This is a genomic window from Enterobacter sp. 04-C-12-SI-ECC (assembly GCF_047530715.1).
GTDB classification, from domain to species: Bacteria; Pseudomonadota; Gammaproteobacteria; order Enterobacterales; family Enterobacteriaceae; genus Enterobacter; species Enterobacter bugandensis.
Genome location: NZ_JBLKDI010000001.1, coordinates 527,798 through 550,624 on the forward strand (window position 1 = coordinate 527,798; position 22,827 = coordinate 550,624).

The following is a 22,827-nucleotide window of genomic DNA, read 5'->3' on the forward strand; positions in this document are numbered from 1 at the left end:
GTTACTCTGGAATATTATGCGCAACCGTCAGCTCCTCGGAAAATGGCTTTTGATCATTACCTGTCTCGCGATGGCGATTTGCCTCGTGCAGCGTGCGGTGATGCTCAACCATTTTTTACAGGGACTGGATCCGCAGATTTCACTGAGTGCAGATGCCCCACCCCAAAGTAGCACCGAGCAGTCCGGGCCATCGCCCTGCCAGCTGGGCGCCCAGTCGCTTCTTTGTGCCCAGCCGCTGTTCTTCGACGGCGCGCTGCCGGCTATCATTATCTTCTTCGCGCTGTTACAGCTGCTGACGCAAGGGCGGGCATTCGCTCCCGCGGAACAGCCGGTTCAGGCACCGCCTCTCCGAATACACCTTAAAAACTGCGTTTTCCGTGAATGAAAATCATCGTCACCACACGATAATTTTTCACTGTTCACGGAGTAATACATGGTTAATCTCTTCAGGGGATTCGTCTTCCTGTGGCTGTCCTGCATCGGCGTTGCCCATGCGGCAGACACCGGCTGGCAGGTCTCCCCACAAAACGATCACGCCCGCATCCGCTTTCAGGCGGAAAGGGAACAAACGCACATTAAGGGCCTGCTTACCGTTGAGCTAAAGCCCGGCTGGAAAACCTACTGGCGATCGCCGGGCGAGGGCGGCGTCGCGCCAAAAATCAGCTGGCCGGAAGGCGTAACGGATAGCTGGTCCTGGCCGGTTCCTTCGCGCTTCGATATCTCCGGCATGACCACGCAGGGGTATCACGATAAGGTCACGATTCCGATCGTTCTCGACGGGGTGAAGAGTGACGCGCTCAATGGAACGCTCACGCTCTCCACCTGCAGCAACGTCTGCCTGCTGACGGACTACCCGCTGCATCTCGATTTTACCCAGCCGGTGGATGAGGGCTTCCGTAGCGAGTTCGAACAAGCGATGCGCGCCGTGCCCGGTACGTCAGGCGTATCCGCAGATCTTTCCGCATGGCTCTCTGGTGACAAGCTGGTGATTACCGGCACGACGGACGGGAAGTGGGACAATCCGGGGATCTACTTTGACCCGCTGGAGGGTGACATTCTCCCCGGCGAGCCGGCCATTAAGCACGACGGCAACAGGCTTCGGGTGACGGTACCCGTGACCGACGAATGGGGCGATAAACCCGCCTCGCTGGAAGGCAAGAGGCTGTCGTTTGTGCTGACCAATGGCGGCAACGCGCAGCAAACCACTATGACCGTTGGGGCAACCCCCACAGAGCCTTCCGCGCCGGGCGGAACGGGTAAAATGGTACTTTTTGCCCTGCTTGGCGGATTGATCCTGAACCTGATGCCCTGCGTGCTGCCGGTAATGGGCATGAAGCTTAACAGCATCCTGCAGGCGGGATCGGACAGGCGCGCCATCAGGCTGCGCTTCCTGGCCACCAGCGCCGGGATCCTCACCTCCTTTATGCTGCTGGCCGGGATGGTCACCGCGCTGAAGCTGGCCGGCGCGTCGCTGGGGTGGGGCATTCAGTTCCAGAACCCGTGGTTTATCGGCCTGATGGTCGCCGTCACCTTCCTGTTTGCGCTGAACCTGTTTGGATCGTTTGAAATGCTGCTCCCTTCTTCTGCCGCAGGACGGCTGGCGACGGCAGGGGGCTCGGGGATCGGCGGCAGCTTCTGCGAAGGGATGTTCGCCACGCTGCTGGCGACGCCGTGCTCCGCACCGTTCCTCGGGACGGCGGTCGCCTTTGCCCTTGGCGCGCCGCTCCACGCCCTGTGGCTTATCTTCCTGATGCTCGGCGTGGGCATGAGCCTGCCGTGGCTTTTCGTTGCCATGGTGCCGAAAACGGCCCTGCTGCTGCCCAAACCCGGCCGCTGGATGAACACGCTCAAGGTCGTCCTCGGCATGATGATGCTGGCCTCCAGCCTCTGGCTGGCGACGCTGTTGAGCGTGCATCTGGGCGAGGCGGTCAGCCAGATCGTGATGCTGGGGCTGATTGCCGTCGCGCTGGTACTGTTCGCGCTGAAGGGGCAAAAATCTTCGCCGCTGTTCTGGCTGGTGGTCATCGCGCTGTCGGCGTTCGGCGGGTATCAGGTGCGCGGTCTGCTTAACGCGCCGACTGACGCTCCGTCACAAAACGTTGCGCAAACCATCCCGTGGCAGCCGCTCAGCGAAGAGGCTATCGAGTTGGCGCTGGCGCAGGGGAAGCGGGTGTTTGTGGATATTTCGGCGGACTGGTGCGTAACGTGCAAAGTTAACGAGCACCGCGTGCTGCGTCAGTCGGACGTTATTGCCGCGTTGAATCAGCCGGACGTGGTGGCCCTGCGCGGAGACTGGAGCCAGCCCTCCGCGCTGATCGCTGAATTTCTCGCGAAGCGAAACCGCTACGCCATTCCCTTTAATGAGGTCTATGGCCCCGGCACGCCTGACGGAGAGATCCTCTCGCCGCTGCTGGACAAGCGCACCCTGGTCACCACCCTGAACGACGCAAAAGGCTAATGCATTATGAAAAAATTCTTTATTACGCTTATCCTCCTGCTGGCCTCGGCTCAGGTGATGGCAGCCCAGCCGCTGACGCCGGACCAGGAGCAGCGTGCGCAGAAGATGATCGCTGATTTTCTGTTCAACGATCCGGATTCGCCGCGTATTGGCGCGAAAAATCCAAAGCTTACCCTGGTGGTGTTTACCGACTACAACTGCCCGTACTGTAAGAAATTCGATCCTTACCTGGAGAAGATCGTCGAAAAACACCCTGATGTGGCGGTGGTCTTTAAGTTTTTACCTTTCCGCTCGGAAAGTTCGCTGACCGCCGCGCGCGACGCGTTAACCGTCTGGCGCGCGCATCCCGAGCAGTTTATGAAATTTAACCATACCCTGATGGCCAAAAAGGGGTACCACGATGACGCCAGCATTCAGGAGGCACAAAAGCGCGCGGGGGTGAGCGTCACCGCGCCGGATGATGAGAGCATGGTGTCGATAAAACGCAGCCTGATCGTCGCGGAAAAAATGGGAATTCAGGGCACGCCCGCCACGCTTATCGGCGAAGGGCTGCTGCCCGGCTGGGTTCCTTTTGAACAGTTCGACGAAATGGTCAGTGACGCACTGAAAAACCGCTAACCTGAAGGGGGCGGAATGCCCCCGACAAACCGGAGAGGGAAATGAAAAAATTACTGTTACTTTCGGCGCTGGCGACCTCAGGGCTGGCCCAGGCCGCTGATGCCATACCGGATGTGGTGAAGCAGTTCAGCGAGCAGCAGCAGATCAAAATCATTAAGAAACTGGATGTCCCCGGTGGCGCACCGGCCTGGCTGGGGCAATATCAGGACATGGGCGTGACGCTGTTTTTAACGCCGGACGGCAAGCACGTCATCTCGGGCTATCTGTACGATGACAAAGGAAAAAACCTCAGCGAAGGCTATTTCCAGAAAGAGATCTACGCCCCGATGGGGCGCGAGATGTGGAAGAACCTCAACGCGGCGCATCCCCTGAAGGAAGGGGCAGATAACGCCCCGCGTAAGGTCTTCGTCTTCGCCGATCCGTTCTGCCCGTACTGCAAGCAGTTCTGGGCTGAAGCGCAGCCGTGGGTGAAGGCGGGAAAGGTTCAGCTCAACACGCTGCTGGTGGCGTTTCTTAACCCCAACAGCGGGCGCAACGCCTCTGCGATCCTGAATGCGAAAGATCCGGTTTCGGCCTGGCGCGAATACGAGCTTTCCGGCGGTAAAAAATTACCCAAGCCTGAAGGCGAGGCTTCCCGCGAAACGGTAGCGATCCTGCAGAAACACCAGGCGCTGATGGACAGCCTGGGTGCAAACGCCACGCCGGCCATTTATTATCTGAATGCGGAAAACGAACTGCAGCAGGTGGTCGGTATGCCGGACGCGCAGCAGCTTGAGGCAATGTTCGGGCCGAAGCCTTAAGAAATCAGGCAGAAACGGGGTGTTTCTGCCTGATAGTCACTTAGCTACCCCAGCGTCCTTTGAGGTAGTTCACCGCCTGCTGGGTCTGCGGCTGGTTCAGGTAATCTTCCCGGAACAGGATGGTGCCGTTCACGTTGGGCAGCGAATCGTTAAGGTCGAGCTGTTTTTTTAGCTCCGGAACGCCGCCCTGTACCGTCCAGTCCGGCTCATTTTTCGACGGTTCGCCCACCTTGTAAAACGCGATACCGATATACAGGCGGGTGTGGGTCGGCTTGACGACGTCGGCCCACCATTTGGTCAGCACGTCGTAGCGCGCGGCGTCCCGGGAGAAGGGCCAGTATATCTGCGGGGCAATGTAGTCCAGCAGGCCCTGCTGCACCCACTGACGCGTATCGGCGTAGGATTCATCGTAGGCCGCGGCGCCGCGCGTGTCCGAACCCGCCGGGTCAAAGGAGCGGTTCCGCCACACGCCCGCCGGGCTGACGCCAAACTCCACGTTGGGCCTGGTCTGCTTGATCGCGCGGGAGACCTGCACGATCAGCTGCTGCGTATTGTGTCTGCGCCAGTCGGCTTTTGAGGCAAATCCCTGGCCGTACTGCCGCCAGGTTTGCGCGTCGTTGAGCGCGGATCCCGGCGATTCAGCGTAAAAGTAATCATCAAACTGCACGCCGTCTACCGGGTAGTTTGCCACCACTTCGGTCACCACTTTGGTTATCCAGTCGCGCACTTCGGGAATGCCCGGGTCGAGAACAAAACGATCTCCGGAGACGCGTACCCATTCCGGGTGCTGAACATAAACGCTGGACGGGGTCAGATATGAAGTCCGGTTCAGGGCGGCGATGGTTGAGGGCTTCGTGTTGGTCGACACGCGGTATGGGTTAAACCAGGCATGGACCTTCATGCCGCGCTTGTGCGCTTCATCCAGCATAAATTGCAGCGGGTCGTAACCCGGATATTCGCCGATGTTGCCCGTCAGCATATCTGACCACGGTAGAATTTTTGATGACCAGAGCGCGGTGCTGTCCGGCTTCACCTGGAAAAATACGGTGTTTATCCCGAGGCGCTTAAGGTTGTCGAGCTTGCCGATCAGCGCCTGCTTTTGCATGGTGATGCGCTGGTCGGCGCTGCGGCCATTCACCGAGGCCACCGGCGGCCAGTCGAGGCGCGAGACGGTCGCCAGCCAGATGCCGCGCATCGGCTCGTTTACCTGCGGCGTCGGTTTGCTGACGGTGGGAAGAGGAGTCACCAGCGATTTCGGTGGTTTTGAGGAGCAGCTCACAAGTAAAAGCGCGCAGGCAGCCAGCGCACCAATCCGTTTTACGTGTCGCGTCATTTGCGTATTAGCTCTTGATAATCCTGCTGTTGGCCCAGGGATTAAAGGCGGGTGCCTCCTGTTCTGCGTTCACCTCATCGATGAGAGAATCCAGATACAGGGCTTCAACTTCCGCGCGCGCCCACGGGGTGCGGCGCAGGAATTTCAGGCTCGATTTAATGCTGGGATCTTTTCTGAAACAGTTAATTTTGATGCGGTCGCCCAACTCGCTCCAGCCATATTTCGCCACCAGGGCGTTGACCATCATCTCCAGCGTTACGCCATGCAAAGGATCTTTGGAAATATGTGCAGTCATAGGCGTCCGGATGTCTCGATTTTTAGGGGATTGGGGTAAACGCTGAAAGGGTACAAGAAAGCAGGGGAAGCGGCAATTTTCCTTTTCCCCCTCGCTCACTTTATGACGGACTCCGTGCGCTGATTTTCACCGACAATTTTTCCCGCGCTGTTTTCAATCGTAAACCGAATCGACACGTCCTCCTGGCCCACGGGCGTAGCCGTCAGCGTTTTGACCATCGTTCCCGAGTCTGCTGCGATCGACATCATCGTCGTGCCTTTAGCCAGCACCTTGTCGCGCTGGGTGATGCGCCAGCTCAGACGGCATTCGCTGCACGGTTTCCAGGTGTCGTTGATGGCCCAGAGGCGCACGGTCGCCGCCGCGCCGGATTGCCACTGCGCGGTGACCGGTTCGATAGACGGCAAAACAGGCTGGTACGCGCGCTGGAGCGCGTAAAACCCGGCTTTAGGTTTGCGAAGGTAGTCCGCTACGCCCCAGTTGATGGAGGGCCAGGTTTCCACAAACATAAAGTGGAACAGGGCCGTCACCGGCTGGTAGCGCTGTCGGCGATAGCTTTCGGCCGCCGTTGCCACCAGCTGAGACTGGTACGCCTGGGTATTGTGGATCATCGCCTGAATATTCTTCCCGCGCGAAATACCGGCGAACTTAAAGGTCTGGAAGGGCTGAAAATTATGGTATTTCCAGACGGTCCAGCCGGGATCGTCGGCGGCGGTCGTTTTTGGCCAGAGCGACGCCGCCGGGATGATGGTTTTTAGCGTCGATAAGCGGGGAAGCGCCTGCGCGCCGAACTCGGTAATGATCCCCGTTTTGGCTGGGGCCAGCAGGTCGCGCACGGTGCCGAAGTACCAGCCCGCCCAGTAATGCTCCTCAACGGCGGAGAAGCGGTGCACGATGCGGGAGGTATCTTCGGCAAGCGTATCCGCTACACGCTTCGTGAGCTCGCGATTCAGATCTTTATTCCAGTCCGGGAAGCGTTTTTCCATCCACGGCGAGTTCCACGGCGGTTCGTTATGCCCGCCCCAGACGATGATGGCGGGGGAATTGCCAAACTGTTCGATCATCTCCCGCGTCTGTCGAACCGCATTTTCCGTGAAAGCCGCACTGTTGTTGTAGCCCCACTGCAGCGGAACATCCTGCCAGATCATCATGCCCATCTCATCGGCCACGTCATACAGCGCGCGCCCCGCAACGTGTCCGTGCACGCGTATGGCGTTGGCGTTCATGGCTTCCACCAGACGAAGGTCGCGTCGGTATTTTTTCCGCGTCATGGTGCCGAGCCAGGGGGAACCGATGTAATTGCTGCCCTTAATAAAAAGGCGCCTGTCGTTTATGAGCCAGCCCTTATTGTCGGACTGCTCGACGATTTTGCGCAGCCCGGTGCGGGTTACCGCCGTGTCCATTAAGCCGTTTGCATCCCGCAACGCCACGCGAACGGTATACAGGTGGGGTTTCCCCGTGCCGATCGGCCACCACAGTTTTGCCTTCGGCATGGGCAGCGTCACCTGCACGGAATGGGCACCGCTTTCGAGGGTAACCGGAAAGTCAGCCTGATAGGGCCTGCCGCTGAAGTTGGCGGGCGTGGCGGTGAGCTGCACGGTCGCCGGGCCCTGACCGAGCGCGCGGTAGCGAATCTCCGCTTTTAGCGTCGGGCGAGTCAGCCCCTGCGACCAGTCGGGCCGCAGGATGGTCTCATCAAGGGTAGCGCCCCGGCTAAGGTGCAGCCGGACCGGTGCCCAGATGCCGCCCGAGTTAGCGTCCTGTCCTTCCGGCGACCAGGCGCCACCGGGACGCGTGTCATGCTGATTCAGAACCCCTTTCATGACCGTTTTATGCAAAGGCCAGATCTTGTGCGGATCTTCGTAGGGGCTGTCTACCCTGACGACGAGCCGGTTGTGACGTTGTAACGCCGGGCTGGTGTCCAGCGAAAAGCGCTGAAAGTAGCCCTCATGCTTGCCCAGCGGCTGGCCGTTCAGGGTCACCTCTGCCAGGTAATCGACGCCGTCAAACACCAGGGTACTCATCACGTCGGGGGGCTGCACGGGCAGGGAAAACGCGTGCTTGTACCACAGCGCGCCCTGATGATCGTACCCGGCGCTGTACCAGTTGGCAGGAACCTGAAGCGGGTGCCAGCCTGATGCGGCAGGATGTGCGCTGTCATTGGCATCCTGAACCTGCCATTCTCCGGCCAGAGACCAGCTGACCGGCGCAGAGTTCGCCACCGCGTGGGTGGTCAACAGGGCAACGAGCAGCGTGCAGTTGCGAGCGTTCATTTGTTTACCCCGCGCGCGTTGAGCCACGCCATCAGGCGCAGCGATTCCTGGCGAAGATTTTCTTTCAGGGCCGCAAGCTGGAGCCCATCCAGCGTATGCGCGTCGCTTTCCAGCACCTGCAGCTGCTGTGCGAGCGTGCTGAAGTCCAGGGTGACGGCTTCTCCGCGCAGCTTGTGGGCCGCGCGTCGCAGCGCCTCGCGGTCGTTGCTGTCGATCGCCTGGGTAATGGTTTTGATTGCTTCATTTAGCCCTTCGCCAAACAGGGCCAGCAGCTCCTTTACCAGGGTGGGATCGTCAGCGCACTGCTTCAGCAGGCGTGCTTCATCCGGAAAACCGGAGGCGTCTTCGTGGTGCTGGCGCACGCGGGCAATCTCTTCAGCGAGACGCTCCTGGCTGATGGGTTTGGCAATATAGCCGTCGAACCCCATGTTCAGGCAGCGCTCTTTATCCCCCTGCATGGCGTGTGCGGTCATGGCGACGGTGGGTTGAGGCGGTCCGGGCCGGGACTGCTCTTCTTCACGAAGCAGGCGAATAGCGGTCTCACCGTCCATCTCAGGCATCTGAAGGTCGATCAGTAAAACGTCCCACGTATCCGCGCGCCAGCGTTCCAGCAGCGCGATGCCATTGTCGACGATCTGACAGCTATGGCCGAGCCGCTCGAGCAGGCGCGCGGCGACCTTCTGGTTGACCAGATTATCTTCAGCCAGCAGGATCCGCAGTCCCGTGGCTGCAGGCGAGGCGACAGGCGCGGGCGTGCTTTCACCCACGGGTGCTGGCGAACGTTCAAACGCGGCGGCAATCGCCTGATGTAATTCATCCTGGGCGATAGGCTTATGCAGATAGTTCTTGATTCCGATCCGCTTCAGCATATTGATATCAAAATGTCGGCTCATGGAGCTCAGCATGATGATATGGCTTTCAGCAACCTGCGGCAGAACCGAAAGCTCAAGGGCCAGAGACACGCCGTCCATATCCGGCATCTGCGCGTCCAGCAGGATCAGGGGCCACGCCGTTCCCGTTCTAACCCGGTCAATGGCCTCGCTGGCGTTGTTAACGCAGGTGGGTTTCAGTCCCATCTGGCTGAGCATCGCGGCCAGCAGCCGCAGGTTGGTCGCGTTATCATCAACCATCAGTACGGGTTCACCGTTAAAGCGCTGGCTATGTGGGCGCTCTCCGGGCGCAAGGGTCTGCGCCGCCAGGGGCAGCGAGAACGAAAATTCGCTGCCTTTTCCCGGCTCGCTGGAGACCGTTAATTCGCCCCCCATGGCCGCAACCAGTCTTGCCGAGATGGTTAGCCCGAGCCCCGTACCGCCATAGCGGCGGGTGGTTGAGTTATCCGCCTGGCTGAAGGCTTCAAAAATAGCCTTCTGCTTATCTGCCGGTATGCCAATGCCGCTGTCGCGCACGCGAAAACGCCATCGATTCGCGCTATCGTCGGGCTCAACAACCAGGATAACTTCTCCCTGATGGGTAAATTTCAGCGCGTTGCCCAGCAGATTGGTCAGGATTTGGCGCAGCCGCGCGCCGTCAACCAGCAGCACGTCGGGAACGTCGGGCGCAATATCAACCAGCAGCTCGATGCCTTTTTCGCTCGCCCCCGGCATGTGCGGGCGAATGAGCGACTGAATAAAGGGGCGGACAGGAACGGGTTCCGACTCCAGCTCCACTTTGCCGGCTTCAATTCGGGAAAAATCGAGAATGTCGTTGATGATATGCAGCAGAGACTGGGCAGAGCTCATCACCAGGGTCAGATAGTCGCGCTGATCGGCGCTCAGAGACGTATCCAGGCACAGCTGGGTCATGCCAATAATGCCGTTCATCGGGGTACGAATTTCATGGCTCATATTCGCCAGGAACGCGCTTTTTGCCTCATTGGCTTTTTGTGCCTCAATGGCCGAGGCGAACGCCTGAATTTCAGCCTCTTTGCGCCGCGTAATATCCTGCAGCGTGCCAATAACGCGCTCTGCGTTTCCCTCAATGGAGAGCGTAACCACCTGGCCGGACAGCAGCATCCAGCGCAGTCCTTCGGTAGGGTGATGCACGCGAATTTCACATTCAAAGACCGGACGGTGATCCTGCTTCGAAGCGTGCAGCGCCTTGCGTAGCGCTGCGCGATCGTCCTCGTGGACCTGATTGAGAAGAAAACGCACCGGATATCGCCACTGTGTGCGCGACTGGCCCAGCATGGCAAGCAGGGTATCGTTGACCTGGAGCGTGTCGCCGGAAACCTGCCAGTCCCAGATCCCGATATGAATGGATTCCGCCGTCAGCAGAAAGTCGTCATGCAGCTGGTGGCGCGCGCGCTGCGCTTCATCCAGCTCCGTAACATCGCTGTGCAGGCTGACAATACCGCCGTCCGCAAGCCGCTGATGCTGGACGAAGATCCGCCGCTGGCCCGCCTGGCGCACCTCGCAGTGTTTATCCTGCCGACAGTTGCGCACGATCGACTCGCGCAGCGTCTGGCGCAGGCCGGGATCGACGTTGTAAACGGCGTCGATAAAGCGTTCCGCCAGCGCTTCAAGAGTCGTTCCCACCGTCAGCCACGGGGTTATGACCGGATAAAAGAGGGCAACGTTGTGATTCCAGGCCTGCAGGCGTTCCTCGCGGTCATAAATCATGACGGCGGCCGGCAGCGCGTTAAGATCGTACGTGAATGAACTCATCGTGATTCCCCCTACGCGCGGTAGTGCAGTTCTGCCTGTCGGCGCAGGTATTCCAGCCCGGGCGCGATCGCCATGGCCCAGGCCGTCAGGATCTCATCGTCGCACTGCGGATCGCGCAGGCTCACCGCATTCAACATCGCTTCGCGCCAAAGGGCAAAAAAACGCGGGGGAAGGTGGAGGCCGTCGTCGCTTTGCTCCCGCGCCAGGCGCTCGAGAAAATCAGGGACGATCAGAGCGCCGTCGACCGCAAGCATGGCGAAGAAGCTTTTAAACAGGGTCTGCTGGCCCTCCCGATCCGGCAGACGAGAAAAATGCGCCTCGGTTTCGGGTGACATATGGACGAAGGCGTCATAGAACGTCTGAAAAAACGCGGTTTTTTCATTATTCGGAAAGACGCGGTTCAGACTGGATTCAAACAGATCGCGATAGAACTTCACGGCGTCCTCCTTATGGTGCTTTCGCCCGGCAGACAGTGCCCGATGGGCGTGTATTGCTCTGCCAGTCGGCGTGAGAAGTAGCTCTCTTTCTTCGACCGACGCACGTCAAACAGAGGCCCGGCGTTGTGTTTAAAGAAGAGGGCTTCCAGCACCGTGGCGTTGGTCGAGAGGGTTAAGGCAGCGTTGGTATCGCCCGTGGCTTCCTGACGGCCTTCATACCAGCCTTTCTGCGGATCGTTAAGGTGTTTGGTGACCGTCATCAGCACGTCGGTGTACGGGGTGTCCCACAGGGTCCACAGGGCAAAAACCGCTTTGGTCGATACCTGCGCGAAACGGGTGTAGTCCCGGCCATCGTCTCCGACAGAGTTCCAGGCATAGCCATTTCCCCAGACGGTATCCTGGATATGCCAGGGCGCCTGAGAGAGCGTGAAATCTGCCCTGGCCGTCAGGATTTTGTCGGTCTCCCAGCGGGTCTTCTGGCTCAGCCAGACGTTTTCGGCCTGCTTGCGCAGACGCTGTTGCAGATCGGCCGCCACGCCTTCTGGCTCCCAGCCAAACTCCAGGCCCGGCAGCATATAGGGAAGGGTGGTAATCAGAGAGGGCTGCCACGTGGTGCGCGGATCGCGGGCATCGACGGCCAGACGCCGCTGGGCGATGATGACGTAGTGCGCCGGAGGCGTAAACGCTTTATCCGGGGAAAATCCCCACAGCTGAAACGCCGTCGCGGCATATTCACTTTCGCCCAGCCGCAGTTCCTCCCGCACGACCGGCTGACCGTTTTGCAGGGAAGAGGACCATAGCTCGCCTTCGCTGTCGATGACGGGGCAGAAATTCCAGCGCAGGATAATTTTATCCAGGTATTCGCTGTACTGCGGCTCCCGCTCTGCGGTAAGGCGCAGGGCGAGCATCAGACGCGCCATATCGCGCGCGGACCAGCCGTTTTTGCTGGGCTTGCCGCTAAAGTCGACTGGCGTCGCCGTCTGGCTGGAATAGAGTCGGCCCGGCGTCCGGACATCGGTCAGCATCAGGCGGTTAAGGGTGCCCATGAGACGGGTTAAGCGAGCGTCATACTCGGCGTCCTCAATCAGCCCCAGCTCTTTTGCCGCCAGCAGGGCGATAAGCGTATCGCCCATTTGCCAGAGCGTGACGCGGGGCTGTTTGTCGCTCCCGTTGACCAGGCCCGTTTGCGGCTGGGTATTATTGACGAAATAGCGCCAGGCGATCGTCGCCCAGGTCTGCTCTTCCGGCGTCAGGGCGGCGATCCGCGCGCTGGAGTGCCAGCCGCCGTGGATTAGCCAGCGCCAGCCTGCTCCCTGATGGCCAAACAGGGCAAAGATGACCCCGCCTGCAAGGAGTAATCCCGCGAGCCCTCTGGCTAAGGTTTTAAGCATTGCGCAGTCACCGGAGGCAGTTTAACGGGCTCGTCCACGCTGCATGACGCGCACTGACAGGCCTGACAGGCGGGTTTGGTACGCTGCGTGACGCCGGTCCGGTCGCACCAGCTTTTTATGGCCGGTGTGCTGCTAAGGAACGGACGGCTGCGCAGCGCGTTGTTCTCTTCAAACTGATCGAGCAGCTTGCGATCCCACAGCGACGGGGCAAAATCCTTGCTCTTTGGGTTGTCGGTGTTGAAGGCCAGCAGTTTTCCCTCTTTCTTGAACAGCAGGGCTTCCAGCATGATGCCGTTATTATTCGCGGTGAACTCTTTGATCGGGCCGTCACCGTTTTCATACAGCCCTTCGTAGTAGCCTTTTCCCTCTTCGTTGGCATTCTCAATCGTATTCAGCAGGCGGTCGGTATAGGGGGAGTTCCACAGCACCCACATGCCCAGCGCCGCCTTCAGCGATATCGCGGCAGCGTTGGGGACGAACTGGCCTTTATCGGTAATGGTATTCCAGTTGTATCCGTCGCTGAAGACGGTGTCATAGACGAAGTAAGGGGCCTTATCGAGCTGGTGCTCGGAGCGCGCGGTGAGGACGCCGGTAATCGTATAGCGGTTCTCCTGAGCCTGATAAACGCGGTCAGCAAAGTTTTTCATCCACGTCAGGGAGTAGTCGCGCGGGGCGTTATCCCGGTCGGTCGGTTTATCAAAGCCGAACTCCAGCCCGTAGAGCAGGTAGGATTCCGTCACCACGTAGTTATGCTGCGACGTGTTGCGCGGGTCGCGCGTATCGTACGGGACAAGCACGCAGTAGATTTCGGCCAGCTCATAAGGCTGCGGACGGCTGGCTTTACAGGTATTAAACCCCCAAAGCTGGAACCCGGCCGCACCGTACTCTTCATAGCCCAGCCGACCTTCCTGAACGTACTTCGGCTGGCCGTTCTCGAGATAGGCCCCGTACAGCGTGCCGCAGGGGTCGATCGCGTGGCTGAAATTCCAGCCGAGCACCACGTTATCAATGCTGTTGCCGTATTCCGGATAGCGCTCTTTGACGATTTTCAGCCAGACCAGCATTCGCCCGATATCCAGCGCCGAGAAGCCAATTTCGCCGGGCTTGTTGGTGTAGTCCACCTTCTGGGCGCTGATGGTGTTATAGGCCTTGTTGGGCAGCTCGTTGCGGAACAGTACCAGGGTGTTTAACGTGGCGAGAAATTTCAGCATCCGGCGGTCAAATTCCGCTTTATCAATGATCCCGAGCTCGCGCGCCGCCGTCAGGGCGGCCAGATAGGAGGCGCTGTCCCACATGGTGGTGGAGGGAAATTTGTTGACCGCATTCACCAGGCCCGTCGTGGGCTGATAGTTGGTGACGAAATACTGCCAGGCGTTTTTCGCGATGGTCATCTCTCGGACCGTCAGCTCGCCGCTGCGCGGGGAGTAACCTGATGCAGGAAGCTCGGTGTCCGCACGCACGGTCGATAACGCCAGCCAGCAGATCGTTATTCCCGTGAGCAGGTGGAAAAGGATCGGGGATCGTGGCTTCATGGCGTTGCTCCTGCTGAGGGGGAAGTGTAGAGGCAGGCCAGACAGAGCATCTGACCATGCGCGATGTAAGACAGACTTTCCAGCACAATGGCATTGGTATCGGCGTCCACGACGGCATTGACGCTGTTGTTAAGATTTAATCCGCGCTGCCAGCCTTTACCCGGTACCTGAAGCGGCAGAACCTGCTGGCGCAGGGCTTCGCTCCAGCTGTTGCGGAACAGGGCATACCAGGCAAACGCGGTGCGGGTGGAGGTAATTGCCACTTTCTCCGGCACCTCGTCGCGCAGGTTGCGCGCCTGTACCGGCTGCCTGTTCGGCAGATCGTTGACGTAATCCGGCGCCGGTTCGGCGTAATCCGTGCTGACAGGGTGTTTTGGGCTGCGCAGGCTATGACGCCGCTGCTGGATCTGCATAATCCGCCACGCAATCTCAGCGCTCTGCGCGTCAAAGCCCAGTTCAAGGCCGGTTAACAGGTAGGGGAGACTGATCAGGGAGGTTTGCTTGCCCCAGGGCGTGCGTAGCCCTTCATCCGGCACCATCACGCCGTCCAGATCGATCATCTTTTGCCCTTCAGGCGGGTTGGTTACCGCGAGGCCTGCCGCGCTGTCAATCAGGCGCAGCGTATGGCTGGCATAGAGACGGTAGCCAAAACTGTCCCGCTGTTCATCATCGGTCAGCGTCCAGTGATGGAGCGGCACGGCCGCCTGGCTTTGAACGTTATGTTCAATCAGAGCGCCGGTGTTCCAGAGGCTGAAGAGATCGTGGATAGCCGCCGCGTGCTCAGGATAGCGCCACAGGAGGGTCTGAAGCGCCGTCAGCAGGCGGCTCAGCCCAATTGCCGAGGCGTCGGGTTTGCCGAGGATTTTCAGGGTATCCGCATGGTAATACGCGGCCGGGAGGCCTCGCTCGTTGAGCGGCAACTGCCCCAGCGCGAACAGGGCCGTACCGATCCTCTCGTCGAACTCATCGGCGGAAATAATGTTGAGCTGCTCTGCGGCAGCGGTCGCAAACAGGTAGCTTCCCACGCTCCAGAGGCTCAGCCAGGGTTCTCCGTCGCTGGCATTCGGCAGGCCGTTTGGCTGGGTATTATTCACGTAGTATTGCCAGGCGACCCGCGCCCAGATGGCTTCGTCATAGGTCAGGGCGCGTTTCGCAGGCAGCGGCGGGAAGTCTTTGCTGAGCGCGATGCCGCCGCTGCTTTCCACGCGCGTGGGCATCTGTTTCTCCACCCAGACCACAATGGCAAAGCCGAGCAGGAACCCGAGCAAAATGGTGAGGTAGCTGCGCGCGGGCAGCAGGGCATCACGTATCCTCATTGGGTGACCTCATCCTCTTCGGCGGGCGTCCACATGGCCGCGAAAATCAGCGGCAGCATGGCGGCGATATTCACCCCTCCCCAGAAAATATTGATGACGTAGCCGGAGGGGTCGTCCACCTGTCCACGCGCCACCTGAATACCGCCCCAGATAAGCCCTGCGAGGGTCAGCACCACAATGGCAATCTGCGGCTTCACCAGGTAGAGAAAACGGCCCGTCTGCCGCTCTTTTGGCGTGACGTGAAATTTGATCTGCTCGCCCCGCAGCACGGTATTGAGCGCGCGCAGGTTCATGGAAAAGAAGGAGAGGTAAGAGGCCCTGCCGTCCCAGGCCGAGATCCCCCATGTCCCGAACATAAACGCCAGTTCAGAGAAGATAAAAAAGGGGAGAAAGTGGAGATAGAACGGCGTCGACCAGGCGGATACCGGCGGAATGCCGGTGAACAGATAGATAATGGGCGAAATCAAAAATACCGTGTTCCACACGCAGGCCATGTAAGACCAGAAGGTGGTGGCATACATCAGCGTCTGGGGGAGGGAAAGCCGGAAGCGGCGACGGCTGAAGATATTGTCATGGAACAAAATATCCAGCGAGCCGGCGGCGTATTTAAAGCGCTGGATCATCCAGGTCAGCATATCCTGCGGAGAGAGCATCTTCGACTCCACCCGCGGATGCATGACCGAGCGCCAGCGTCGCGCGGCGTCACCGTGCAGCAGCACCGAGGTGTAAATATCTTCCGAGACGTGAAATTTGTAGGGGGTGAGCTCGGTGTCAAACGCCACGTGCGGGCGCATCGCCTCCTGCAGCGCTTCGCGGGTTTCTTCATCGCGGATGTCGCGGGTGTGGCGATGGATCTCCTCTTCGACGGACCAGACGTAGCTTCTCAGCGCGGCCTGCATGACCGCCTCGCGCCGGTGGATGGAGGCCGCGCCGCAGCAGAAAGCCGCGTTCGCCCAGTTGCGCCGCCGCAGGATCACGTCATAGAACATGCGCGGATCGTTAAAAAACGGGTCGCGGCCTACGGTGACCGGGCCAACACACTTTTGAATCAGCCAGCCCAGACCGTAGCCCACTTTTCCGGCTTTTCGCTGGCCCCAGCGTGACAGATTTTCTCCTTCCGGAAGGTCGAAGAACCACTGCGGCGTCTGCACCCAGGCTACGTCCGGATCGCGAAAATAGCCCAGCGTATGGCTGAGCAGGGTGGGAAATACGCGGGTATCGGCGTCGCAGATAACAATGAAATCACCGTCGGTTTGCTCAAGACCGTTGCGCAGGTTGCCGGCCTTAAAGCCGATGTTGGTCTGGCGGCTAATATAGTTAACGCCTTCCTCGTCGCAGACGGCTTTCATCTCCGGGCGGCGGCCGTCATCAAGCACGTGGATCCGGTAGTCAATCGGGTACGGGTAGGCCATCTTCAGGGCGTCGCGAATGGACAGCCTGACCAGCTCGGTGTCTTCCGAGTAGGTGGCAATGAACAAATCCACTTTAACAGGACGAGGTTCTACGGCCTCTTCCGGAAACAGGCATTCGTTGATTTCGCCGGGGGGCGGACACTGGGGGGGATCCTGTTCTTTCCATAAGTTGATGGTAAACAGCACGGTCCCTATCCACGCCAGCGTTTCGGCGAGGACCAGCGGTATGGCATACCATAGTGCGTCAGTATTCAGGGAGGCGGTCCAGCGCCAGTAAATATAATTTGCACCCAGAATAAGTGCCGCGACCGCTAATACCTGCCAGGTCATCATGACCCAACGCGGTGTTGTTAACGGTTCCGGAGGACGACGATGTTCAAAACGGGAAAAATAAAAATCCATAGTTCCGGCGTTCCTGATTCCGTGAAAATGCAGACCCATTCTGCTGCGCAGACAGTTGCCCAAAAGCGAAAGAAAATAGCGAGTAAACAAGATTTAAGATAAGTGTAGAACGCCGAATAAAAGTGTCCAGCGTCGTTTTTATTAATATGAAGTGGTGGTTAATTTGGATTTAATTCTGCTTAATATGTTTCATCTGCCGGTGATAAATTGCAGTTACTATTCCTTTAGACTATCTACTTTATTTAGACCTTAATTTTCGTTTTCAGGCAAAGGACACCCTATGAGCCATGTTGCGCCGTCGGTCGCGCAAGAAGATGAAGCCAAATCAATAACATGGAGGTATTCCGTTGCAGGTGCCCGTGACCTGAGAATTGACTTTATGCGCGGCATTGCCCTCGTCATGATGGTCGTGGCGCATACGGAGGTGATGTCGATATTTAATATATTCTCCTGGGAGCGTTTTGGGTTAACAACAGGTGCAGAAGGCTTTGTCATTCTCTCCGGGTTTATGCTGGGAATGCTGAATCGCGCGCGTCTGCAAAAAGTGGTTTTGCTGACGGTTTCCTGGGGACTTTATCTCAGGGCATGGAAAATATATCGCGTAAATATCATTATCATAGTGTCGTTTATTCTGCTGGCCTATATCCCACATATTAACGTTTTCGAGGTCACCCATTTTACCGACCGCTTTTCGGGTCAAAGCTGGTCGCTTTATCCTGTGACGCCGCAAATTAAAGAGACCTGGTTCAACATTATTCTTTATTTGCAGATCGGCCCCCACCAGACGCAAATTCTCGGACTCTATATTTTTTTGCTGCTACTCAGCCCGCTATTTTTAGGGATGCTGCAGAAAGGAAAAGTCTGGTGGCTGTTAGGGCTGTCGCTGCTGGTGTACAGCCTGTGGCAGCGGTGGCCGCTCCGGCTGACGCCGTCGGAATTCGAATTTGCCTTCCCGCTGCTCGCCTGGCAGTTCATCTTTGTGCTGGGCATGGCCAGCGGCTGGTATAAAGCCGAACTGCTCTCGTTCGCCCGGACGCCCCCGGGGAAAGGGGTGGTGGTGGCGCTGGTCATGGTGTCGCTGGTGCTGGGATTTGTCGCCCAGAACCATACCAACCCGTTTATGCCGCCCGCGCTGCTGATGCACGTCATCCCGCCTGACAGCTTCAATTCGTTTTATCACACCTGGGCGGCGAAGAATGGGCTGGGCCCGGTGCGGGTATTGAACGATATCGCCCTGATGGTCACCGTCTACCTGGTGCTGACGTATTGCTGGACGCCGCTCAACCGCCTGCTGGGATGGTTCCTCATCCCGCTAGGGCAGCACTCGCTCTATACCTTTATTTTGCATGTTTACGTGGTGCTGCTGGTGAGTCAGCTCATCACCTTCGATTTATGGCGTCATGCCTGGATAGAGAACACGTTAGTGCATGCGGCGGCACTGGGTATTTTGTGGCTGATGGCAAAATACGACGTCGGCGCACGCTGGATACCTAACTAAGGATGGCGGTTATGCGCGAAAAATGGCTTCTGGCGGGCGTGCTGCTCGCCGCGATACCCGCCGCGGAGGCGGCGCAAAGCAGTGATAAAGAAACCCTGCGCGATAAGAACGGTGAACCCGTTCAGGCAGGCGTTTTTACCAGCCGTTGGGGGCGCCTGTTCTCGGGTAACGACAAGAAATTCTCAGGTGCGCTGAGCTTTAGCTCGGGACTGAAAGAGCAGTGGATGAGCATTCCTAACAGTTCAGACACCGCCACGGAAAAGAAAAAGATTAACCAGACGCTGAATCTCAGCCTTCAGTATTCCCCCTACAGCTTCTGGTTTGCCAACATTACGTCCCGACTGCCGGTCAGAGACACCAGCCGCTACACCGCCGATTTTCGCTACAGCTTCGGCTACGATGACTGGCACGCCAACACCGTGAGTCTGGTTTACAGCAACTACGGCGATAACCATTTCTGGACATCGGACAGCCGACGACACACCTATTTCGAACAGGGCGCCTTCACGCTGGCCTATAAGTTTTCGCTACCGAAACCGGTTGAAAACACGCTCCTGATTAATAAAGGGGATTCCATCATTTGCCAGGTCGGGTACAGCTGGGTACCCCGCTACTACGACCTCAGCAGCGATGACATCCGCAAAAATAAAAACGTCATGCTCGGCGGCTGCGGCTACACCTTCAAACAACATTTCTTCGTTCGCGCGACGGCATTCTGGTTCCCGGACAGCAGCCAGCAGCAGCCCTGGAACGGCGATTACAGCTACAGCTTCGGTTATGCCGGCTATACGCCGGGTTCGTTCTCCATCCAGTACGCGAACTATGCGGGTACGCGCTATCCGGGGCACGGCAACGGGAATGCAAAATTCAGGGAAGGGACCGTAAGCCTCATCTGGTTCTTACCGCTTTAGGAGGGATGTATGTCGGCGCTGCACGTGTTAATCGTTGAAGATTCGCTGATTTATCGTCGGTTACTCTCCCGAATGCTCACCCAGTGGGGATATATCGTGAGCGAGGCGGAAAATGGTGTCGACGCGCTGGAAATCTTGTCCAGCCAGCCGGTCAGCATGGTGATAAGCGACTGGGAAATGCCGGAAATGGACGGACTGACGCTGTGTCAGACCATCCGCAACCGTCAGTTTGGCCGCTACGTGTATATCATCCTGTTGACGGCCCGCGAGAATGCCGGGGACGTGACGCAGGGGTTTGATGCCGGAGCGGATGATTTTTTGAGTAAGCCCGTTGAGCAGGCTGAACTGCGGGCGCGGCTCCATGCCGGGGTCCGTATTCTGACGCTGGAGGCGACCCTCGCGGCGCACAACAAGCGCCTGAGTGAAGCGTTGCATCAGATTGAAAAAGATCTGGAACTGGCTGCGCGCGTTCAGCACTCGGTGCTGCCTTCACGCCGCTTACGCTATGGCGACTACTTCTCCGACTGGCTTTTCCTGCCTTCAGCCTGGGTTTCGGGCGATGTGTTCAATATTTTCCCTCTGGATTCACATCTGGGATTCTATTGCGTTGATGTCTCGGGTCACGGCGTGGGGGCCGCGATGATGTCCCTCGCGGTGGCTCGCCAGTTTTTACATGGCCGGGTGGTGGATCGCTTTCTGTTTACCGAAGAGGGGGGGATTCAGTCACCTGCGGAGGTTGTCAGGATGTTGAACAGCCGCTTTTGCAGTGAAGAGAGCGACATCACCAGTTATTTCACGCTCATTTACGGCGTGATCGATCCCGAGACTGGCGAAGGGTGGCTGTGCCAGGCCGGGCATCCTACTCCCTTCATTGTGAACGCGGACAGCGCCGTCACGTCCGTGGGCGATGGCGGACCGCCGGTCGGGCTAATCCCGGATCTGAGCTGGGAAGACGTCACGTTTACCCTCCATCCGGGGGATCGCTTATGCTTATTCAGTGACGGTATTACCGAGTGTGAGAACGTCAGCGGCGAGCAGTTTGGCCCGCAACGTCTCGAACGCTGGCTTCATGAGCATGCCCGGCTCCCCGTTGACCAGCTCCTGCCGCGGTTCGGTGACCACCTGACCGGCTGGCGCAATGCAAACCGTGATGAACCGATCGCCTTAACCGATGACGTGTCACTGCTCGTGATTGAGCGTCAGGGAGAACAGAATGATAATTAACACCGAACGATTACCGCATGCCAACATTCTCACGCCCGCGGTCCGACGGCTGGACGCTTCCGTTGCTGCGACGTTTAAAGCGTCCGTGACGGAGGAAATCGGCAGCGATCGTAAAGCCTTAATCGTCGACTTTAGCAAAGTGGATTTCATCGACAGCAGCGGGCTGGGGATGCTGGTGTCGTTGTTTAAGCTGATGAACGGGAAAGGCGACATGGCGCTGTGCTCTTTGAACCCCGGGATCATGAACATGTTCACCCTGACCCGAATGGATCGCATCTTCCGTATCTATCCGGATAAACATAGCGCGCTTGCGCAGCTGGGGCAGTAGATGCAGAGGCCAGAGCATGCTGAATTTCCGGCGGCAATCGCGTCCCTGACGCCGCTGTCCGACTGGCTGAGAGACATGCTCAGCGCGCTTCCCGTCGATGACGAGTGGCGTTTCGCCTTCGATCTCGCCGTTTGTGAAGTCGCAACGAATATCATCCGCTACGCGCTTCATGAGGATAATTCGTGCGTCTTTAGCGTACAGTTCGCCATCCGCGGCAATGACGTCTGCCTTGTTTTTACTGACGCGGGTGACGCGTTCCCGCAGGAGCGTCTTGAGATCGCCCGGCGAGACCGTTTCTGCGAAATGTCGCCGCTGCTGGAGAGCGGCAGGGGGCTGATGCTTATATTGCTGAGCGTCGATCGTTTCACTGTTGAACGCGTGGCGGGTAAAAATATCGCCACGCTTGAAAAGAAAATACGCGTATGACCTGCGGGCCATACGCGCGTGATTTTATTTCTTATCGGCAAACAGCTCCGGCGCCCACGGACGCGGATCCACCTCCATAAACGGCGCGCGCTCGAAGCGGTCCTTCAGCGCCCACGGCACCGTGCAGTCGAAGATCGTCTTGCAGGAAATGCCGTTGCCGCGAATCGAGGTGCTGTAATCCGGCGACTGGGACGGATCCAGCTGGTGGCCGCGGATCCCCGGAATATTGGTGATGCTCACATCGCCCTGCATGCGCGTCGTCATCGCCCACAGGATGTCGTCGCTGTCGAAAATATCCACATCTTCGTCGACAAGAATAATGTTTTTCAGCTCCGAATAGGTGGCTAAGGCGATGAGCGCCGCCTGGCCCTGGCGTCCTTCGTCTGACGGCTGGCGTTTTTTCACCTGCAATATGCCGAGGAACTTACCGCCGCCCGCGGTATGGGCATAGACGTTTTGCAGGAAGCCCGGAATTGCCTCTTCAACGGCATTACGGATGCTGGCCTCGGTCGGCAGTCCGGCCAGCGTGGTATGTTCTTCCCCCGGTCCCACCAGCGTCTGCAGGATCGCGTGGTTGCGCATGGTCACGGCTTTAACTTTGATCACCGGCAGGGAGGGATTCGCCTCACCGCAGTAGCCCGGGAACTCCGGCATCGCGTGGCCAGTGTTGGTATGCTGATCCTCTCTTACGCGCACGCCCGGAAGCAGTTCGCCTTCGATGATGATTTCCGCCCGTGCGATGGCTTTCTCTTTGACCGCCACGCCCTGCACCAGCTCGACCGGCTGCTGGCGCAGCGCCCCGGCGACGCCCAGCTCGTTGTAGCCAAACGGCGTGGTAGGGGCCTCAAAGCATGCGCCGATATAGATGGCGGGGTCGAGACCCATGTTGATCGTCACCGGCAGCGGTTTTCCGGCATCCTCCGCTTTTTTACGGAAGACTTCGATATGTCGCCCGGCGGCAAGGAACATGGAAAGCTCGTCGCGCTCCTGCACGCAGAGGCGATGAATGGTGACATCCGTCAGCGAGCTGTCTTCCGGATCGCTTGCCAGCACCAGCCCCAGGCAGAAAAACGGACCGGCATCAATTGGCGTATTGGTCGGTGCCGGAAGCAATTTGCGAAGATCGAAGTCAGGATCGTCAGCGTAGAAGATCTGTTCCTGGCAAGGGGCCTGCGAGGCCGGAACGACAACCGGTGCGACCGGCTTTTTCACCGCCTGGCCGACGTGTTTTGCCAGTTCAGACGGTTCGCAGCCTAACAGCAGCGCCGCGCGCTCGCGGCTGGCGTGCATGCCCACCAGAATGCGGGAGCCCGGATAGCCCTTAACGCTGTTGAACATCATGGCCGGACCCGTGCGGGTCGGACGTTTGACCGTGCCGCCTGCGCCGATATGGCGATAGACACCCGCCAGTTCCGCGTTGGGATCGACCGGATGAGCGGTTTCAATATACTGCCCTTCGTGGCGCTGCAGTAAGGCGATGGCGCTGCGGAGATCGTTGACTTGGTTTTCCATA

The 22,827-nt window shown here is 58.5% G+C and carries 19 protein-coding genes; 9 read left to right on the forward strand and 10 right to left on the reverse strand.

Annotation, left to right across the window (positions count from 1 at the left end):
- Positions 1-16: 16 nt before the first annotated feature.
- From ACMWL8_RS02585 to dsbG, 4 genes are read left to right on the forward strand one after another with little or no spacing between them, the layout of a single operon-like run.
- Positions 17-385: a hypothetical protein gene (locus tag ACMWL8_RS02585; RefSeq protein WP_045260556.1), complete on the forward strand. Its 369-nt coding sequence runs from the start codon at positions 17-19 to the stop codon at positions 383-385.
- A 48-nt stretch (positions 386-433) separates the two neighbouring features.
- Entirely contained in the window at positions 434-2,458 is a 2,025-nt protein-coding gene (locus tag ACMWL8_RS02590; protein ID WP_045260555.1) for a protein-disulfide reductase DsbD family protein, read from the forward strand.
- Positions 2,459-2,464: 6 nt separating this feature from the next.
- Complete coding sequence (locus ACMWL8_RS02595; RefSeq protein ID WP_045260554.1) at positions 2,465-3,076, forward strand: DsbA family protein; 612 nt, start codon at positions 2,465-2,467, stop codon at positions 3,074-3,076.
- 41 nt (positions 3,077-3,117) lie between these two features.
- Positions 3,118-3,876 carry a thiol:disulfide interchange protein DsbG gene (gene dsbG / locus ACMWL8_RS02600; RefSeq protein WP_045260553.1) on the forward strand — a complete coding sequence of 253 codons (759 nt, stop codon included), beginning with the start codon at positions 3,118-3,120 and terminating at the stop codon, positions 3,874-3,876.
- Between the two features lie 40 nt (positions 3,877-3,916).
- Here the strand turns inward: dsbG and ACMWL8_RS02605 are convergent, their stop codons facing one another.
- The 9 genes from ACMWL8_RS02605 to ACMWL8_RS02645 all read right to left on the reverse strand — a co-directional run bounded on the left by ACMWL8_RS02605 (position 3,917) and on the right by ACMWL8_RS02645 (position 16,927).
- On the reverse strand, positions 3,917-5,209 hold the full coding sequence (locus ACMWL8_RS02605) for a glycoside hydrolase family 10 protein (RefSeq protein WP_045260552.1): 1,293 nt from the start codon (positions 5,207-5,209) through the stop codon (positions 3,917-3,919).
- A 7-nt stretch (positions 5,210-5,216) separates the two neighbouring features.
- Positions 5,217-5,504 carry a VF530 family DNA-binding protein gene (locus tag ACMWL8_RS02610; RefSeq protein WP_045260551.1) on the reverse strand — a complete coding sequence of 96 codons (288 nt, stop codon included), beginning with the start codon at positions 5,502-5,504 and terminating at the stop codon, positions 5,217-5,219.
- Between the two features lie 95 nt (positions 5,505-5,599).
- Positions 5,600-7,774, reverse strand: a complete 2,175-nt coding sequence (locus tag ACMWL8_RS02615; protein ID WP_045260550.1) for a glycoside hydrolase family 2 protein — start codon at positions 7,772-7,774, stop codon at positions 5,600-5,602.
- Positions 7,771-10,437, reverse strand: coding sequence for a PAS domain-containing hybrid sensor histidine kinase/response regulator (locus ACMWL8_RS02620; protein WP_045260549.1), 2,667 nt, complete (start codon positions 10,435-10,437; stop codon positions 7,771-7,773). Before ACMWL8_RS02620 ends, ACMWL8_RS02615 begins: the two co-directional genes overlap by 4 nt.
- Positions 10,438-10,448: 11 nt before the next feature.
- On the reverse strand, positions 10,449-10,874 hold the full coding sequence (locus ACMWL8_RS02625) for a hypothetical protein (protein WP_028013202.1): 426 nt from the start codon (positions 10,872-10,874) through the stop codon (positions 10,449-10,451).
- Positions 10,871-12,265 (reverse strand): DUF3131 domain-containing protein, encoded by a 1,395-nt coding sequence (locus ACMWL8_RS02630; RefSeq protein ID WP_045260548.1) that lies wholly within the window; start codon positions 12,263-12,265, stop codon positions 10,871-10,873. Before ACMWL8_RS02630 ends, ACMWL8_RS02625 begins: the two co-directional genes overlap by 4 nt.
- Positions 12,250-13,797, reverse strand: coding sequence for a DUF3131 domain-containing protein (locus tag ACMWL8_RS02635; protein WP_045260547.1), 1,548 nt, complete (start codon positions 13,795-13,797; stop codon positions 12,250-12,252). Before ACMWL8_RS02635 ends, ACMWL8_RS02630 begins: the two co-directional genes overlap by 16 nt.
- Positions 13,794-15,113, reverse strand: coding sequence for a DUF3131 domain-containing protein (locus ACMWL8_RS02640; protein WP_045260546.1), 1,320 nt, complete (start codon positions 15,111-15,113; stop codon positions 13,794-13,796). The genes ACMWL8_RS02635 and ACMWL8_RS02640 overlap by 4 nt, the downstream gene beginning before the upstream one ends.
- Positions 15,110-16,927: a glycosyltransferase gene (locus ACMWL8_RS02645; protein WP_028013198.1), complete on the reverse strand. Its 1,818-nt coding sequence runs from the start codon at positions 16,925-16,927 to the stop codon at positions 15,110-15,112. Before ACMWL8_RS02645 ends, ACMWL8_RS02640 begins: the two co-directional genes overlap by 4 nt.
- Before the next feature lie 280 nt (positions 16,928-17,207).
- On the opposite strand from ACMWL8_RS02645, the gene opgC reads away from it, so the two are divergent.
- The 5 genes from opgC to ACMWL8_RS02670 are packed head-to-tail and all read left to right on the forward strand — an operon-like array spanning position 17,208 to position 21,314.
- On the forward strand, positions 17,208-18,425 hold the full coding sequence (opgC, locus tag ACMWL8_RS02650) for an OpgC domain-containing protein (RefSeq protein ID WP_045260545.1): 1,218 nt from the start codon (positions 17,208-17,210) through the stop codon (positions 18,423-18,425).
- 11 nt (positions 18,426-18,436) lie between these two features.
- Positions 18,437-19,336 carry a hypothetical protein gene (locus ACMWL8_RS02655; RefSeq protein ID WP_082071007.1) on the forward strand — a complete coding sequence of 300 codons (900 nt, stop codon included), beginning with the start codon at positions 18,437-18,439 and terminating at the stop codon, positions 19,334-19,336.
- A gap of 9 nt (positions 19,337-19,345) precedes the next feature.
- Positions 19,346-20,560, forward strand: a complete 1,215-nt coding sequence (locus ACMWL8_RS02660) for a PP2C family protein-serine/threonine phosphatase (protein ID WP_045260543.1) — start codon at positions 19,346-19,348, stop codon at positions 20,558-20,560.
- Complete coding sequence (locus ACMWL8_RS02665; RefSeq protein WP_028013194.1) at positions 20,550-20,888, forward strand: STAS domain-containing protein; 339 nt, start codon at positions 20,550-20,552, stop codon at positions 20,886-20,888. Before ACMWL8_RS02660 ends, ACMWL8_RS02665 begins: the two co-directional genes overlap by 11 nt.
- Positions 20,889-21,314, forward strand: a complete 426-nt coding sequence (locus ACMWL8_RS02670; RefSeq protein ID WP_045260542.1) for an ATP-binding protein — start codon at positions 20,889-20,891, stop codon at positions 21,312-21,314.
- A 24-nt stretch (positions 21,315-21,338) separates the two neighbouring features.
- Here ACMWL8_RS02670 and ACMWL8_RS02675 read toward each other — a convergent pair whose 3' ends face one another.
- Positions 21,339-22,826 (reverse strand): UbiD family decarboxylase, encoded by a 1,488-nt coding sequence (locus tag ACMWL8_RS02675; protein WP_045260541.1) that lies wholly within the window; start codon positions 22,824-22,826, stop codon positions 21,339-21,341.
- Between the last annotated feature and the right edge of the window lies 1 nt (position 22,827).

Bases quoted from the DNA above. Each gene is read 5' to 3' on its own strand.
- ACMWL8_RS02585 (WP_045260556.1), top strand. From the start codon at position 17: ATGCGCAACCGTCAGCTCCTCGGAAAATGGCTTTTGATCATTACCTGT.
- ACMWL8_RS02590 (WP_045260555.1), top strand. From the start codon at position 434: ATGGTTAATCTCTTCAGGGGATTCGTCTTCCTGTGGCTGTCCTGCATC.
- ACMWL8_RS02595 (WP_045260554.1), top strand. From the start codon at position 2,465: ATGAAAAAATTCTTTATTACGCTTATCCTCCTGCTGGCCTCGGCTCAG.
- dsbG (WP_045260553.1), top strand. From the start codon at position 3,118: ATGAAAAAATTACTGTTACTTTCGGCGCTGGCGACCTCAGGGCTGGCC.
- ACMWL8_RS02605 (WP_045260552.1), bottom strand. From the start codon at position 5,209: ATGACGCGACACGTAAAACGGATTGGTGCGCTGGCTGCCTGCGCGCTT.
- ACMWL8_RS02610 (WP_045260551.1), bottom strand. From the start codon at position 5,504: ATGACTGCACATATTTCCAAAGATCCTTTGCATGGCGTAACGCTGGAG.
- ACMWL8_RS02615 (WP_045260550.1), bottom strand. From the start codon at position 7,774: ATGAACGCTCGCAACTGCACGCTGCTCGTTGCCCTGTTGACCACCCAC.
- ACMWL8_RS02620 (WP_045260549.1), bottom strand. From the start codon at position 10,437: ATGAGTTCATTCACGTACGATCTTAACGCGCTGCCGGCCGCCGTCATG.
- ACMWL8_RS02630 (WP_045260548.1), bottom strand. From the start codon at position 12,265: ATGCTTAAAACCTTAGCCAGAGGGCTCGCGGGATTACTCCTTGCAGGC.
- ACMWL8_RS02635 (WP_045260547.1), bottom strand. From the start codon at position 13,797: ATGAAGCCACGATCCCCGATCCTTTTCCACCTGCTCACGGGAATAACG.
- ACMWL8_RS02640 (WP_045260546.1), bottom strand. From the start codon at position 15,113: ATGAGGATACGTGATGCCCTGCTGCCCGCGCGCAGCTACCTCACCATT.
- ACMWL8_RS02645 (WP_028013198.1), bottom strand. From the start codon at position 16,927: ATGGATTTTTATTTTTCCCGTTTTGAACATCGTCGTCCTCCGGAACCG.
- opgC (WP_045260545.1), top strand. From the start codon at position 17,208: ATGAGCCATGTTGCGCCGTCGGTCGCGCAAGAAGATGAAGCCAAATCA.
- ACMWL8_RS02655 (WP_082071007.1), top strand. From the start codon at position 18,437: ATGCGCGAAAAATGGCTTCTGGCGGGCGTGCTGCTCGCCGCGATACCC.
- ACMWL8_RS02660 (WP_045260543.1), top strand. From the start codon at position 19,346: ATGTCGGCGCTGCACGTGTTAATCGTTGAAGATTCGCTGATTTATCGT.
- ACMWL8_RS02665 (WP_028013194.1), top strand. From the start codon at position 20,550: ATGATAATTAACACCGAACGATTACCGCATGCCAACATTCTCACGCCC.
- ACMWL8_RS02670 (WP_045260542.1), top strand. From the start codon at position 20,889: ATGCAGAGGCCAGAGCATGCTGAATTTCCGGCGGCAATCGCGTCCCTG.
- ACMWL8_RS02675 (WP_045260541.1), bottom strand. From the start codon at position 22,826: ATGGAAAACCAAGTCAACGATCTCCGCAGCGCCATCGCCTTACTGCAG.